The 13,651-nt window shown below is 61.0% G+C and carries 12 protein-coding genes; 9 read left to right on the forward strand and 3 right to left on the reverse strand.

Annotated features, from left to right (window positions below):
• The 9 genes from NKH89_RS33220 to NKH89_RS33260 form a co-directional block, all read left to right on the forward strand.
• The coding region (locus NKH89_RS33220) for an ABC transporter permease family protein (RefSeq protein ID WP_502896977.1) at positions 1–278 on the forward strand (278 nt) is incomplete at its 5' end.
• A gap of 785 nt (positions 279–1,063) precedes the next feature.
• Positions 1,064–1,975 carry a carbohydrate ABC transporter permease gene (locus NKH89_RS33225; RefSeq protein ID WP_352590931.1) on the forward strand — a complete coding sequence of 304 codons (912 nt, stop codon included), beginning with the start codon at positions 1,064–1,066 and terminating at the stop codon, positions 1,973–1,975.
• Positions 1,975–2,874, forward strand: a complete 900-nt coding sequence (locus NKH89_RS33230; RefSeq protein ID WP_352548604.1) for a carbohydrate ABC transporter permease — start codon at positions 1,975–1,977, stop codon at positions 2,872–2,874. The genes NKH89_RS33225 and NKH89_RS33230 overlap by 1 nt, the downstream gene beginning before the upstream one ends.
• Positions 2,875–2,921: 47 nt before the next feature.
• Complete coding sequence (locus NKH89_RS33235; RefSeq protein ID WP_352548605.1) at positions 2,922–4,451, forward strand: ABC transporter substrate-binding protein; 1,530 nt, start codon at positions 2,922–2,924, stop codon at positions 4,449–4,451.
• 65 nt (positions 4,452–4,516) lie between these two features.
• Positions 4,517–6,046, forward strand: coding sequence for a xylulokinase (locus NKH89_RS33240; protein WP_352548607.1), 1,530 nt, complete (start codon positions 4,517–4,519; stop codon positions 6,044–6,046).
• Positions 6,039–7,364 (forward strand): iron-containing alcohol dehydrogenase, encoded by a 1,326-nt coding sequence (locus tag NKH89_RS33245; protein ID WP_352484289.1) that lies wholly within the window; start codon positions 6,039–6,041, stop codon positions 7,362–7,364. The genes NKH89_RS33240 and NKH89_RS33245 overlap by 8 nt, the downstream gene beginning before the upstream one ends.
• An 80-nt stretch (positions 7,365–7,444) precedes the next feature.
• Positions 7,445–8,527, forward strand: a complete 1,083-nt coding sequence (locus NKH89_RS33250) for an ABC transporter ATP-binding protein (RefSeq protein ID WP_352911503.1) — start codon at positions 7,445–7,447, stop codon at positions 8,525–8,527.
• On the forward strand, positions 8,528–9,583 hold the full coding sequence (locus tag NKH89_RS33255; protein ID WP_352911506.1) for a hypothetical protein: 1,056 nt from the start codon (positions 8,528–8,530) through the stop codon (positions 9,581–9,583).
• Positions 9,584–9,679: 96 nt separating this feature from the next.
• Positions 9,680–10,678 (forward strand): sugar-binding transcriptional regulator, encoded by a 999-nt coding sequence (locus NKH89_RS33260; protein ID WP_352911509.1) that lies wholly within the window; start codon positions 9,680–9,682, stop codon positions 10,676–10,678.
• A 52-nt stretch (positions 10,679–10,730) separates the two neighbouring features.
• On the opposite strand, the gene NKH89_RS33265 is transcribed toward NKH89_RS33260, so the two are convergent.
• The 3 genes from NKH89_RS33265 to NKH89_RS33275 all read right to left on the reverse strand — a co-directional run bounded on the left by NKH89_RS33265 (position 10,731) and on the right by NKH89_RS33275 (position 13,633).
• A complete protein-coding gene (locus NKH89_RS33265) occupies positions 10,731–11,462 on the reverse strand; it encodes an ATP-binding cassette domain-containing protein (protein WP_352911512.1) in 732 nt (243 codons plus the stop codon).
• A 2-nt stretch (positions 11,463–11,464) separates the two neighbouring features.
• Positions 11,465–12,445, reverse strand: coding sequence for an ABC transporter permease (locus NKH89_RS33270; protein ID WP_031194994.1), 981 nt, complete (start codon positions 12,443–12,445; stop codon positions 11,465–11,467).
• Between the two features lie 204 nt (positions 12,446–12,649).
• Complete coding sequence (locus NKH89_RS33275) at positions 12,650–13,633, reverse strand: sugar ABC transporter substrate-binding protein (RefSeq protein ID WP_352848460.1); 984 nt, start codon at positions 13,631–13,633, stop codon at positions 12,650–12,652.
• Positions 13,634–13,651: the final 18 nt, after the last annotated feature.

The following is a 13,651-nucleotide window of genomic DNA, read 5'->3' on the forward strand; positions in this document are numbered from 1 at the left end:
ATACAAGCGGCCAACTGTTCCGACGGATCCTATTTCCCCAGGTGGCCCTCACCGCAATTCCCGACCTGACAACCTCGATGATGGTCATCATGAAGGCGCTTTCCCTCGGGTTCGCCATCGAGGTTGTCGATATCTTCGCCCAGTCCCAATTGACCGCCGCGCTGAACTACTACTACCTAGAAGCCTTCGTGATTGCCGTCGTGATCTACATGGTGATTGCCTATATCGTCACCCAGATTGCCGACAGGCTGGAGCAGGCGCTGAGGGTGCGGACGTGATAAGGATGCGGGATAGAATCGCCAAGCTTCGGATATCGAGCCGCACCTGGGAGACAATTCTTTCGGAAATGAAAAGCTTGAGGAGAAACCCGAGTAGCCGATGTATGTACAGATGATTTTGGTGCGATTTGATTGACCGCATTGTTTGCGCTGCTGGCTGGCTTCATGCGACTGGAGCCACTGATCGCCCCGACGCAACGTTGCGCATGTACCGACGATAGCGGCAACCCGTAGGAAGATCAGCTTCTCCTCAACTGAAACGCGCGTTCGATTCCGTTTATGTCTCCCATTTGCGCAGCAAATCGACCGGCGGTCCTCGGAAGCCCACCATAAATCAACAATATCAATGCGTTACTCGAAGGTTCGCCAGCTATGACTTGGCTAGCTGAGCCAAAATATAGCGCTAAACCATTGATAAATAACGACAATGATGGGCCTGGAGGGACTTCCAAAAGCCCCGGGCTGTCCTCCCGATCTCCTCGATACGTTTTGTAGCTTTCCTTGGGCTGCCAAAGTTGGCGGCGGCCCTGAGCGCTTTCGATGCTGCTACACGGCATTTACTGCCGCGTTCCCTTCAAAAACAACTCCATGCCCGGCCATGACCGCATCCTCGGGGACCACGAGCAAATCCCTTGAGCGCTGATGGAACCGACACTTGACAAATTGGCGGTCGTCCGACACGTTCTTAACAAAAGGCACAACAAACTTACAAAAGTTCAAGTTGGCACAATCTGGCCGATAGGGAGAAGGCCGATGCATCTCGGTCACCGAGCGGAGACTTGCGCGTGAGCAGCGCAGCCCTCACGCGGCCGACCTCCAGGTGGGCGCTACCCCGGTTCATGACGGCCGAGCATCCTTTCCCCTGGCTCGCGCCGATCACGGTGATGCTTCTCGTTTTCGGCATCTATCCCCTCGCCTATTCGGTCTGGCTGTCGTTTCACAAACGCAATGTCGTTTCCCGGCAGCTCGACTTTGCCGGGCTGCACCAGTGGACGCGCGCCTTCTCGGATGCGCGTATGTGGTATTCGCTGGAAACCACGCTGATCTACACCTTCGTCGCGCTTGCAGTTCAGCTTGCGCTCGGCATCCTCATCGCGCTTCTGCTTGACACCGATCGCAAAGGTTACGGGGTGCTGCGGGCGCTGATGACACTGCCGCTGGTGGTGCCGCCTGCGGTGACCGGAATGATGTTCCTGCTGATGCAGGACGGCTCTTTCGGCGTCCTGTCGTTCTACCTCTATGCCGTCGACCTGATCTCGCCGGCGCAGCCGATCCTGACGCAGCCCGGAACCGCATTGGCGGCGATCCTGCTGGCAGACATATGGCAATGGACGCCGTTCATGGTGCTCATCATCCTGGCAGGGCTCAGGGCGCTGCCGAAGGAACCTTTCGAAGCCGCGGCGATCGACGGCGCCAGCGGCATCCAGACGTTCTTGCGGCTCACATTGCCGATGCTGCGCAAGGTGATAGCGGTCGCGGTGCTGATCCGCGGCGTCGATCTCTTTCGCATCTACGACTACGTCTACATCATCACCGCCGGCGGGCCTGGCACGGCCACCGAGACGCTTTCATTCTACGCTGGCCGTATCTATTTCACCGGAGACTTTCCCTACGCCGCGACCCTGTCGCTGATCGTGCTCGTCGTCTTGATCGTCGTGTCGAACCTGTTCGTCAGGCTGTTCAAGGTGAGGTTCTGATGGAGTCGTCGCGCGCCCAAACCATCGCCCGTGACGTGCTCGCCGTCCTTGTGGTGGCGATCTTCATGTTCCCGATCGCGTGGTGGGCGCTGTCGTCCATCAAACCCTATTCGGCGATCTTCGACCGCAGCGGACCGGTCTACGTCGATTTCACGCCGACGCCGGACAATTACCGTGTGACGTTGCTTGGCGTTTCGCGCGTCGACATCGGCATGGAACAGGGCGGCGAGGCGGCCGGGGTGATCAAGGGTGGCGCCAGCTCCTACGATTCCCGCCAGTCGTTGCTCGACAGCGCCATCATAGCCGTTGGATCGACGGCGCTGACGCTGCTGCTGGCCACTCTGGCCGCCTATTGCCTGTCACGAATGCAGTTCAGTGGACAGCAGTCCTTCCTGTTCTGGATTCTCTCGCAGCGCTTCATGCCGCCAATCGCGATCGTCATTCCGATCGTTTTCATGTTCCGGGATCTCGGCTTGCGCGATACCTATACGGGGCTCATCCTTGTTCACAGTTTGATCAACCTGCCGCTGGCGGTTTTGCTTTTGAAGTCGTTCTTCGACGATGTTCCGCGCGAGGTTGATGAAGCGGCGCTGATTGACGGCGCGACGCGCTGGCAGACGTTCCGACGCGTGGTCCTTCCCATGGTCAAGGGCGGCATCGCTGCGACGGCCGTGCTGTGTTTCATCTTTTCGTGGACCGAGTTCCTGCTCTCACTGTTCCTGACAACGTCGATCCGCACTGTGCCGGTGAAGATCTCGACCTTTGTCACCTCGACCGCGACCGAGTGGGGCTACATCACAGCGCTCGGCACGTCCGCGATCATACCCAGCTTCATCTTTATCCTGCTGGTTCAACGGCATCTGGTCCGCGGCCTCACCCTCGGATCTCTGAAGGAGTGAGGCGCAGACGAGAACAACGACGACAAAACCGCAACGGAGGAACGATCATGAGCTTCAGTGAACACGACAAGAAGACATTCGTCACCGATACCTGCAATGACTTTACGGCGCGCCGAATAACCAAACGCGACTTCATGAGGAAGATGGCGCTCGCTGGTGTCGGCTTTTCCGCCTTCGGATCGGCCATGCTAGGTGGCGGCCGCACCAATCGGGGGATGCTGGGGCTCGGGGTTGAAGAAGCCCGTGCCCAGGACGCCGATATGCTGAAGTGGCTGGCCGATGTCGGCAAACCATATGCCGGCACCAAAATCCGCTACACTTCGGAAGCGACGCCGCCAACGATCGTGGCCAACCAGCTTGTCGCGGGTGAATTCACCAAGGCAACCGGCATTGAGGTGGAAGTCGAGATCGTGCCGCTGGAGCAGGTTCTCGCCAAGGCCACGCAAGACGTGCAGGGCCAGCTTGGCACCTACGACGTCTACTATCTCGACCAGTCCTGGATGGCGACATTTGCACAGGATGTCGTCGATCCGCGCGAGTATTATGACCAGAACAAAGAACTGGCGATGCCCAACTTCGACTGGGACGATTTCTCCAAGCCGCTGGTCGACGGCATCGCCATGTACAACGGCAAACAGTGCGGAATTCCATTCGATATTCCGATCTTCATCCTGATGTACCGCAAGGATCTTTTCGACAAACACAATATTGCGCTGCCGACAGATCTCGACGCCTACCTCAAGGCCGTGCAGGCGCTCACAGAGGCAGAAAAAAGCAACGGCATCTTCGGCACAGCGTGCCAGGCGAAGTCCGGCCACTATTCGCTGGAATGCGACTGGACCTTCGCATTGTGGGGCCATGGCGGTTCGATCTTCAACAAGGACAAGAAGTTTGTCGGCAATGACGAGCGCGGCGTGGCCGGACTGCAATTCTATCAGGAGCTGGTCAAAAACTCGCCGCCCTCGGCGACGACTTGGACCTGGGACGGTCAGGGACAGGCGTTGACACAGGGTCAGGCCGCCATGGCAATCACCTGGGGCGAGGATTTCCCCGGCTTCGACGCCAACGATTCCAAGGTCAAAGGCCTGTTCGAGGCCCTGCCCGCGCCCAAGGAGGTTCCTGGCCGCCGCGCCGCCGCCGATTGCGGCTTCAACGAAATCCCGGCCGTCGGCCACCAAGGTGGCTCGACGATCTCGCTGTCGCAATATTCCAAGAACAAGGAAGCAGCATGGCTGTTCATGCAGTGGGTCTGCTCGAAGGATGTGATGGCGCGGGTATCGACGCTCGGCGGCGGCGCCTCGCCGATGCGCAATTCCTCTTTTACAGATCCTCGGGTCAAGGCGAAGGCTGTTGTCGGGCCCGGAACGACACGCCATTTCGAGGCGATCAAATACACTATCGACAACCAGATGGGATCGGAGCCGGACATGCCGATCTGGGCGGATCTGTCGAACAACGACATCCCGGTTGAACTCGGCAAATTGCTTACGGGCCAAGACTATGGCGGCGACGCCAAGGCATGCCTGGATGCCATTGCCGGCATTGTCGACGGCAAAGTCAAGGATGCCGGTCTTTAGCGGGTAGTCGGTGATTTGGGCGAAGGCGGCTTCGACCGCCCTCGCCCTTTGGCAATGTGGCGGCAATGGTTCCGGATCTCGTCATCGGCATCGATTCCTCGACCTCGGCAACCAAGGCGATCGCCTGGGACCGCAATGGTCTGGCCGTGGCTGAAGGTCGTGCGCCGCTTGCAATGTCGAACCCGCGTTCGGGCTATTTCGAGCAGGATCCGGCCGAATGGTGGGCCTCGACGGTCACGGCGCTTCGTTCTGTCGCGGCAACAGTTTCGCCCGCACGCATTGCCGCCCTTGCGATTGCCAACCAACGCGAGAGCTTCGGCCTTTTCGACGAGGAGGGCCAGGCGGTCGGGCCCGCGACCCTCTGGCTCGATGAGCGCGCCCGTGGGAAAGCACGCCGCTTCGGCGAGAGCTTCGGCGCAGCACGTGTCCACGCAATATCCGGCAAGCCGCTGGACGTCATTCCTTGCCTTTACCGCATGATCTGGTTTCGCGAGGAACAACCCGAGATTTTTGCCCGCGTGGAGCGAATGGCCGAAGTCCACGGCTATCTGGTGTTTCGCTTGAGCGGCCGGTGGGTGACGTCCACCGCATCCGCCGACCCGATGGGTATACTCGATATGCGAGCTATGGACTGGTCGAACGAAATACTCGCCGCAGCGGGCATCGCCCGGCGCATGATGCCGGACCTGGCGAGGCCCGGCACCGTTCTGGGCCAACTGACTTCGGAAGCGGCCATTCTGACGGGCCTGCGCGAGGGCACGCCGATCGTCGCCGGCGGCGGCGACGGTCAATGCGCCGGAACGGGCGCTGGTGTGTTGCAGCCGCGATGCGCTTACATCAACCTCGGCACGGCGGTCGTCTCCGGCAGCTTCGGCACGGACTACGCCCACGACCAGGCCTTCCGCACCGAGACGGCGGTCGCCGATGACGGCTATATCTACGAGACGTGCCTTCGCGCCGGCACTTTTCTCGTCGACTGGATGGCGCGGGAAATGCTTGGCGTCGATCTGCATGGCTCAAGCGACGTCCTGGAGGCGCTCGAAGCCGAAGCCGCTGCCAGCCCGATCGGCGCGGGCGGCATAATGCTCCTGCCCTACTGGCAGGGCGTCATGGATCCGCACTGGGATAGTGCCGCCCGTGGTGTCATTGCTGGGCTTTCCGGCTCCAGCCGCCGCGGCGACATCTATCGCGCCGTGCTGGAAGGCATAGCGCTGCATCAGGCCGCGACAAGTCAGCGGGCCGCTGCGGCTGCCGCCCAGACCATCGACCAGTTCATAGCCATCGGTGGAGGAGCGAAGTCCGACCTGTGGATGCAAATTCTGGCGGATGCACTCGATCGTCCCATAAAGCGTTCGACGACGGTGGAAGCCTCCTCGCTTGGCGCGGCGATGGCGGCGGCAAAGGGCGTGGGCTGGTTTTCCACCATCGCCGAAGCGTCGACCGCAATGGCCAGCGAGCCGGCCAAAACCTTCGAACCGGACGCGAAACGGGCCGAGCTCTACACCCAACTTCTTGCGATCCATGCCGATCTTTGGCCAACGCTTTCAGCCTGGAACCAGCGACTCGCGGCCTTCATGGAGACCAATCATGGCTGAAACGACCAACTGGAACGCGTTGATCGAGGACGTTGTCGCGGAACGCTGGAAAGATCCTGAGACAGGCGAGGCTGCCGTCCTGCCGTTCCAGACGATCGAATTGCTGGAGACGACGGAGGGCCGCGAGGCGGATCTCGTTGCGCCCCTGGCGCTCGGCCGTCGCATCGCTGTTGTGTCCGATGTCAACACCGTCGATGTGATGGGCCGGCGCGTCGCGAAGGCGCTGCGCGCCATCGCCGACATCAGTGAAATCGTGCTGCCTGACGGCCTCGACTGCGATGAGGCAACGATCCAGATGGTCAGGGAGAAGACGCGTCACGCCGACGGGGTCGTGGCCGTCGGGTCTGGCGTCCTCAACGACAGCTGCAAGCATGCAACCTTCCTCGACGAGCGGCCCTATGCCGTCTTCGGCACGGCCGCCTCGATGAATGGCTATGGCGCTTCGACAGCGTCGGTGACCTTGGCTTCAGGGCTCAAGATCTCGCTGCCCTCGCACGCGCCGCGGGGCATCTTCCTGGACCTTGGCGTTTCGGCCGCAGCGCCCGCCTGGCTCAGCGCCGCTGGGCTCGGTGACAGCCTGTGTCGTCCCACCGCCCAGATCGATTGGTGGGCTTCGCATCGGCTGTTCGACACCTACTATTCTGCCGTGCCCTACCTGCTGCAGGCGGGCGATGAGGGACCGATGCTGGCCCATGCGCCTGGCCTTGCCAGGCATGACGTCACCGCTGTCGGGCATCTCCAGCGCGTCTTGACGCTGTGCTCGATGGGTGTGTGCTTTGCCGGCGTTTCCCATCCTGGATCCATGGGAGAGCACCAGATTTCCCATTGGGTCGACATGTTCGCGCAAGACCATCATCCCGGCACCACGCACGGTCAGCAGGTGGGGGTTGCCTCGATGGTCATGGCGCGTCTGCAAGCGCGGCTGCTGGACATGAAAGAGCCACCGCAGGTGAAGCCGACCGCCATCGACGAGGCGGCGATGCTGGCCCGCTATGGGGCACAACTTGGACCACTTTGCATTGCCGAGATGAAGAAGACGGCACTCGACGCCCGCCAGACGGAAATCTTCAACCGCAGGCTTGCGGAAATCTGGCCGGCACTGCGCCAGGAGGTTCGGCCGATGGCGATGCCGGTTGCCCGCATGGAGGCAGCACTCAAGGCTGCCGGGGGGCCGGTCACCGGCACAGAACTAGGCCTGCCGCGCGCGCTTTGGCACGACGCCATTCGCTATTCGCGGGAAATCCGTGGCCGATGGTCCTTTGTCAATCTGGCCGCCGATGCAGGGCTGCTGGAGGAGTTTCTGGAGAGCGAATGGTGAGACCGCATCCGACCGTCGCCAATGACTCGCATGGCGAAAGTTGAACCCAACCGGCAAGGGCAATCGAAGGATAACAATTTATGGCGTCTGTCACCATCAGCAACATAAAGAAAGACTATGGCGCCCTCTCGATTATCGATGGACTCGATCTCTCGATCGAGGATGGCCAGTTCGTCGTTCTGTTGGGGCCGTCCGGGTGCGGCAAGTCCACACTGTTGCGCATGATAGCCGGGCTCGAGCCCATCACGTCCGGTGAGATCACGATAGGAGACAGGGTCGTCAACACACTTCATCCCAAAGACCGCAATATCGCGATGGTCTTCCAGAATTACGCGCTTTACGCGCATATGACCGTCTTCGACAACATGGCGTTTTCCATGCAGTTGAAGAAACGCCCCAACGAACAAATCAAACAGAAGGTCGGATGGGCGGCATCGATCCTCAATCTGACCCCTTATCTGGAACGGTATCCCCGCCAGCTTTCGGGCGGCCAGCGGCAACGCGTCGCCATGGGTCGCGCTATCGTGCGAGACCCAACTGTCTTCCTGTTCGACGAGCCGCTGTCCAACCTCGACGCCAAGCTGCGCGTGCAAATGCGCACGGAAATCAAGGAGCTCCACCAGCGCCTGAGGACCACCACCGTGTATGTCACGCATGACCAGATCGAGGCCATGACAATGGCCGATATCATCGTCATCATGCGCGACGGCCATATCGAGCAGATCGGGCGCCCGCTCGATGTCTACGATCGCCCGGCAAACCTCTTCGTCGCCTCGTTCATCGGCTCGCCCGCAATGAACATGTTCCATGGCGAGGTGGCTTCCGAGCGCGACGCCTGGGTGGTGCGGACCGACGAGCTATCCCTCCCGCTTCCGCCAGAGGCTGCGGTCCGGCCCGGCCAAAAGGTGATCTATGGCATTCGGCCCGAACATCTTCGACCTGTGGCAGACGGGCGCGGCATCCCGGCGAGAATTACGGTTGTCGAGCCGACTGGCCCCGAAATCCATATCTTTGCCGCCATGGGCAACATTGCGATCTGCTCGGTGCTGCATGACCGCATGGAGCTCTCTCCTGGAGCTGTGATCCACCTGGAGCCGGCGCCTGAGCGAATCCACCTGTTCGACCAAGGCAGCGGCGAGCGGCTGGACAAGGAAAGAAGCTGAATGGCGAAGATCATTATCCTCGGCGCCGGCGTCATGGGCTCTGCGATGACGCTTCCGGCCGCTCACGCGGGTAACCGCATCACTCTTGTCGGCACCCATCTCGACGAGGAGATCGTCGGCTCTGTGGCCGACACAGGTCATCACCCTCGCCTCAACATCACTCTGCCTGGCGCGGTAACCGCCTGTTCCTGGACTGAATTCGGGGCGGCGATGAACGATGGAGCCGATCTCCTTGTACTCGGCGTCTCCTCGGCCGGCGTTCCTTGGGCGATCGACCGCATTGCCGAAAGCATCAAGTCGCCCGTGACGATACTGATGATTACGAAAGGACTTGCCGCGAGTGACGACGGTATCGAAATCCTGCCACATCTGCTTGCCCGCGAGATTGAGCAACGTACTGGCTTGTCGATCTCGGTGATGGCCGTCGGCGGACCTTGCATTGCCGGCGAACTGGCCGCACAGCGCGATACCTCCGTGATCGTGGCTGGGCACGATCCCGACCAGCTGGCCGCGGCGTCACGCATCCTGCGCGCGCCTTTCTATCATGCGCGACCATCATCCGATCTCATTGGCGTCGAGATCTGCGCCGCTTTCAAGAACTTCTATACACTCGCCGTTGGGGCTCCCGTCGGGCTGCTTGAGCGAGACGGCAAGGCGCCCAACGGTACGCTCATGCACAACCTTGCCTCGTCGCTTTTCTCGCAGTCCCTCGCCGAGATGGCGATTCTGGTCGAAGCTCTGGGTGGAAAAATCGAAACAGTGCTGGGGCTGGCCGGCTCCGGCGATCTTTATGTGACCTGCCAGGCGGGCCGTAACGGTCGCATGGGACGCCTGCTTGGCCGCGGCCTGCCTTATTCCGTGGCGAAGCGCGAACATATGAGTTCAGACACGGTCGAGGGGGCGCAACTGGCGCTGGACCTTGGTCAGACTTTGAAGAATATGATGGCCCGGGGTGTACTTCCCCATGATCGCCTGCCGCTGACGAGCGCCATCATCGACGCGATTTGCCATGATGCTCCGCTGGTTTTGTCCTTCGACCGCTATCACCGAGGCTAGCGGAGCGGGGAACTCGATTGATGCCTCATATCGATGAGCACATGGCTCCGCCGAGCCGCTCTGGACCCGCTGCCGCGGAGTGGACAGGATGATCTGATGGAGAAACCAGCACGAAAGAAACGCGACGGCCGCCAAGCCGTAACGAGTTCCGTAACGTCCGATCGCGAGGAAGGGCTGCTCGTGCGCGCCGCCTGGCTTGCTTATGTCGGTGACCTCACCCAGGCGCAAATCGCCAAGTCTCTTGGCCTGACACGCCTTCGCGTCAACCGGATGCTGGCGCATGCCCGTCAGCGGGGGATCGTTCAGATACGCATCAATTCCAAGGTGGCGAACTGCATCGAGTTGGAGCACCGGCTGCGGGACGCCTATGGTGTCTCGGATCCTATCGTGGTCCCGACACCGCCCGATCCTACCCTGGTGCCACAGGTCATCGCGGCCGCCGCCGGCGAAGCCCTCTCTCTTAGAATCCGTCACGGGATATCGGTGGGCGTGGGATGGGGGCGAACGCTCCAGCTTAGTCTGCGGTCAGTGACCGTACGCCCCGTCAGAGGGATGTCGGTCGTTTCCCTGCTCGGCGGGCTCACGCGTGGATCGGCGATCAACATCTATGAAATCGCCTCGCGGCTCGCGGCGCTTTTCGATGCGGAATGCTTCTACATCGCGGCACCGGTGTTCACGGATACCGAGGCCACACGCGATCTGCTTATGCGCCAGTCTATTCTGGAAGACGCCTTCACTCATGCCCGCGACGTTGACGCCGCTTTCGTTTCGGTGGGCGCGGTGCACAAGGACGCCACCATCTTTCGGATCGGACTGGTAGGCGACGATGATCTCAGATCGCTCCGCGAAGCGGGAGCCGTCGGCGATATTTGTGGCCACTGGATCGGCGCCGACGGACAACTCGTCGATCACCCGCTAAACAGTCGCGTTATCGGCCTCGCGCCCGAACATCTGCGCGACGTCGACACTGTGATCCTGCCCTCCGGCGGCCTCGACAAGGTTCCGGTGCTGCGCGCCGTGTTGCGTCTGGGAGTCGTCGATGTGCTGATCACCGACGAGAAGACTGCTGAGGCGATCCTTGCGGAAAAGCCGTAGCGCAGACTGACCTCTACCAGCAGAGCGGCCCGCGAGTGATCGCTTCTTCGCGTCACAGAACCTCGTGGATTTCCTCGATCGAAGTCTCGCCGATCCGCTTGTCGAGAACGATCTCGCCGCGCGCCATCGCCACGACCCGGTCACAGCATTCGAAAACATGATGCATGTTGTGGCTGATGAAGACGCTGGTGATGTTCTGGGCCTTGAGGGCGCGAACGAAGCCGATCACCTTTCGCGTTTCCTTCACCGAGAGATGGTTGGTTGGCTCGTCGAGAATCATGACTTTCGACTTGAAGTGCATGGCCCGGGCGATCGCCACGCCTTGGCGCTGGCCGCCCGACAGTTCGCCGACCAGCGCGTCGGGCGACCGCAGATGCAGGTCGACGTCGGCGATCGCCTTGACGCTTTCGTCACGCATGCGCTTCTGGTCCAGGATGCCGATACCGAAAACCGAACCCTTCACCGGCTCGCGTCCGATGAAAACGTTGCGGGCGATGGTCATGGTCGGGACCATGGAATTGTACTGGTAGATCGTCTCGATGCCGCGTTCCATGGCGTCGCGCGGGTTAGAGAAGCGGACCGGTTCACCTTCGATCCTGATCTCGCCGCCATCGGGCTTTTGGGTGCCTGAGAGGATGTTGATCAGCGTCGATTTGCCGGCGCCATTGTCGCCGACGAGGCCCAGTGCCTCGTCGGGATAGATATCCAGCGTAACGTTTTTCAAGGCGTGGACGCCGGAATACCATTTCTGGAGTCCCTTGATCGCGATGATGGGCGCCGCCATGATCAGGTCTCCACCTTCATTGCCCTGCCCCGCTTTCGAAGCCATGCGTTCATGACGACCGCGAAGATAGTCAGAAAGCCGATCGCCATCTTGAACCAGTTGGCGTCAACCTGGCTCAGCACCAGTCCGTTGTCGATGACGCGGATAAGGGCAGCCCCGATGATGCCGCCGAAGATGGTGCCGATGCCACCAGCCAACGAGGCGCCACCGATGACGGCAGCCGACACGGCCTGCAGCTCCAGCCCCTCGCCGATCGACGGCAGCGGGGCGCCGAGCCGCATCACCTGAATGGTACCGGCAAAGCCGGCGAGCACCGAACAGATCATGAAGCAGGCGACCTTCACCCGGGCCGTCGGGATGCCCATCGATTGCGCGGCGGGCAGAAAGCCGCCGGTGGCGCGCACCCAGTTGCCGAAATTCGTGTGCGACAGGAGCACGGTCACCAGGATTGCCACGGCGAGAAACCAGAAGAACGACATGCGAAAGAGGTCGCCCGGTCCCACATAGACCGTAAACAGCCATTTGGGCAGAGCGTTAGCTGGTATGACAGGAGGGAAGCCGCCGGAGATTACCACCGTCAGCGAACGCGCGATGAACAGCATACCAAGCGTGGTGATGAAGCTTGGTATCGCGAAACGAATCGTTATGAACCCGTTGAAGAAGCCGATGAGGGCAGCGATCGCGAGGCCGGCGGCAAAGGCCGGCGCGAACGGAACGCCTGCCGCGAGCATCACCGCCATGGTCATCGGGGTCAGCGCAAAGACCGAGCCCACCGAAAGATCAAACTCACCGCATATCATCAGCAGGGTCACGCCGATCGCGACCAGCCCCATTTCGGGCAGCAGCCCAAGCATTCCGCGAAGGTTCTGTGTGTTCAAAAATACGCCGTTCGAGCGAATCTGAAAGACGATGAGGAGCAGGAGCAGGAACACGACCGCCGCAAGCTCCGGCTTCTCCAGATAAATCTTCATCAAACGCTTCATCATTCGCTCCGGCTCGGGATCGTTTCCGCTGGTTATCGCATCGGCAAAGGGGATGGCGGCAGTCTGTCTTCTACCGCCCTTGACGGGGAAGATGCCGCTGGAGGATGGGGACGGAGCCAACGCCCAAGACCGTGTTGCCTGGCCCTCCCCCTTGTCCAGCCGACCTCTCCCCGTAAGAACGAGGAGAGGACGCCGGCTTCGTGCCTACCGCACGCCCTTTGCGGCCAGTCCCTTGAGCTTTGGCACGTCTTCCTTGACGATGATGCCCTTGCCGGTGTCGATGTCTGCCGGCAGCAGACCGACGTTCTTGGCGAGATAGGCTTCCATCACCGGCATGAAGCCCTGCATGTAGGGCTGCTGGTCGACCTGGACCTGGATATAACCCGCTTCCATCTGTTGCAGGACTTCCGAGACGATATCAAAGCCGCCCATCAGCACCTTGCCCGGCTCGATGCCGCGATCGATCAGTACCTGGGCGACGTAGGCATGCCAAAGGCCGGTGTCGAAATACACCGTGGTGTCCGGGTGGGCAGACAAATAGGCGCCAACACGATCGGCGACGACGGCGCCATCTGTGCCGGTGTCGAGCCGTTCAATGACCACTTCGCGTCCGCCATTCGCGGCCTTGTATTCCTCAAGGAACTTCATGACGCCGGCAGCGCGCTGTTCCGACCAGTTCTGACCGGGCGCGGAGACGCCGACGAGGGCCCTGATCTTGCCTTCCTTGGGGAAGAACTCGGACATCTTCTTGCCGAGTTCGTAGCCGGCGGGAATGAAGCCCTGGCCGATGAAAGCCTGGCGGGCATTGCCGGCTGCTCCCTCGGTGTCGTCGACATTGGATGCGATGACCGTGACGCCGGCAGCGCGGGCGTCGGCGATGATCTGGTCGAAGGCATTGTTGTCGACGATCGAGGTGATCAGCGCGTCCGGGTTTGCCGCGAGCGCCGCCTGCATGTTGGCCGATTGTTGCTCGATCGAGCCTTCGGTCTGCGTGAAGACCATCTGGCAATTGGCCTGGATCTTGGCGCAGGCGTCGTCAAACCCCTTCTTCACAGCTTGCCAGAACGGGTTTGACGCCGACGAATGATGTGTGAAAACGATTTTCATCGGCTCCTGCGCGCGTGAGCCGATTGCCGAGCCTCCAGCCAGTACTGCTCCCAAGGCTGCCGAGATAAGTAGCTTCTTCATGGTTCTCCTCCTCCGTTG

The organism is Mesorhizobium sp. M0923 (genome assembly GCF_040319365.1).
GTDB lineage: Bacteria > Pseudomonadota > Alphaproteobacteria > Rhizobiales > Rhizobiaceae > Mesorhizobium.